This is a genomic window from Streptomyces tropicalis, assembly GCF_029269835.1.
Taxonomy (GTDB): Bacteria; Actinomycetota; Actinomycetes; order Streptomycetales; family Streptomycetaceae; genus Streptomyces; species Streptomyces tropicalis.
In genome coordinates, this window is sequence record NZ_JARJBB010000087.1 from 1 (window position 1) to 1,423 (window position 1,423).

General features: G+C 69.1%; 1 protein-coding gene. It reads left to right on the forward strand.

The features are described 5' to 3' along the window. The first annotated feature begins 56 nt into the window (after positions 1–56). The gene (locus P3H78_RS33115) at positions 57–1,292 is read left to right on the forward strand and encodes an IS701 family transposase (protein WP_276112876.1); all 1,236 of its coding nucleotides are present in this window, start codon (positions 57–59) and stop codon (positions 1,290–1,292) included. Positions 1,293–1,423: the final 131 nt, after the last annotated feature.

Genomic DNA, 1,423 nt, shown 5'->3' on the forward strand with positions numbered 1-1,423 from the left:
CTAGTAGTGCTTCGTTACCTTGGGTGATCTCGCCTGGTGGCGGGCATCTTCCTGGCATGAGGCTGGGGGAGGTGGAACGGCTCCGGGTTGAGTTATCGGAGTTCGTTGCCGATGTGTTCGCTTCGGTGCCGCGGCGGGATCAGCGGCGGTGGGGCGCGTGTTATCTGCGGGGCCTGATGCTGGACGGTCGGCGAAAGTCGATCCAGCCGATGGCCGAGCGGCTGCCGGACGGGAACATGCAGGCACTGCAGCAGTTCGTGAACCAGTCGCCGTGGGATCCGTTGCCGGTGCGGCGGCGGATCGCCGAGCGGTTGTGCGAGGCGGTCCGCCCTGAGGTGTGGGTGATCGACGATGTGTCGTTTCCCAAGTGCGGCCAGGCGTCGGTCGGAGTGGCCCGTCAGTACTGCGGGGCGGTCGGGAAACGGGCGAACTGCCAGGTCGCCGTCAGTGTCCATGCCGCCACCGACGCTGCCTCGTGCCCGCTGCAGTGGCAGTTGTATCTGCCCCGGGAATGGGCGGAAGAGCCGGACCGCTGCCGCAGAGCCAGAGTTCCGGACGGCACCGGCCACCGGGAAAAGTGGCGCCTCGCGCTCGGCCTGCTCGACACACTCGCCGACTGGCGGCTGAAGGCACCGGTCGTGGTCGCCGACGCCGGATACGGGGTCAGCACCCCCTTCCGGACCGGCCTGGAAGAGCGGGGTCTGTCCTATGTGCTCGCGCTGACCGGCAAGGAGGTCGCTCATGCATGTGACGTCGAGCCTCACCGTCCTGCCTATGGCGGGCTCGGGCCGCCGACCCTGCCCCGCTATCGCAGTGAGCCACGAGCCCTCTGCGTCCACGCGCTGGCGGCCGGTGCGGACCGGTTCACCGAGGTGACCTGGCGGCAGGGCAGCAAGGGCGCGATGACCTCCCGGTTCGCGGTGCTGGCAGTGCGGCCGGCGGGCAAGCAGGCCCTGGCCGCCGCCCAGGCGGCAGGCGGCGGCCGCAACCGATGGGACGGCGTCCTGCCCGCCCGCACCGTGCTGGTGGAGTGGCCCGCCGGCCAGGACGCTCCGACGGGCTACTGGATATCGAACCTCCCCGCAGCCACCCCGGTCGCGGACCTGGTGCGGTGGGCGAAGATGCGTTGGCGGATCGAGCACGACTACCGCGAACTCAAACACGGTCTGGGACTGGACCACTTCGAGGGCCGCACCTGGCGCGGCTGGCACCACCACGTCACCCTCGTCACCGCCGCTCAGGCATTCCTCACCCTGCGGCGACTCGACCCAAAAGCCCGGACGTCGGCCTGACCCTCTACCAGGTCTTGGACGCACTCCAAGACCTGCTGAGGTGCTGGACCGGCACCTGCACCACCTGCGGCCGGACCCTGCCCGGAAAAAGCCGCAGAAGCAGAAGCAGAACCTAACGAAGCACTACTAGG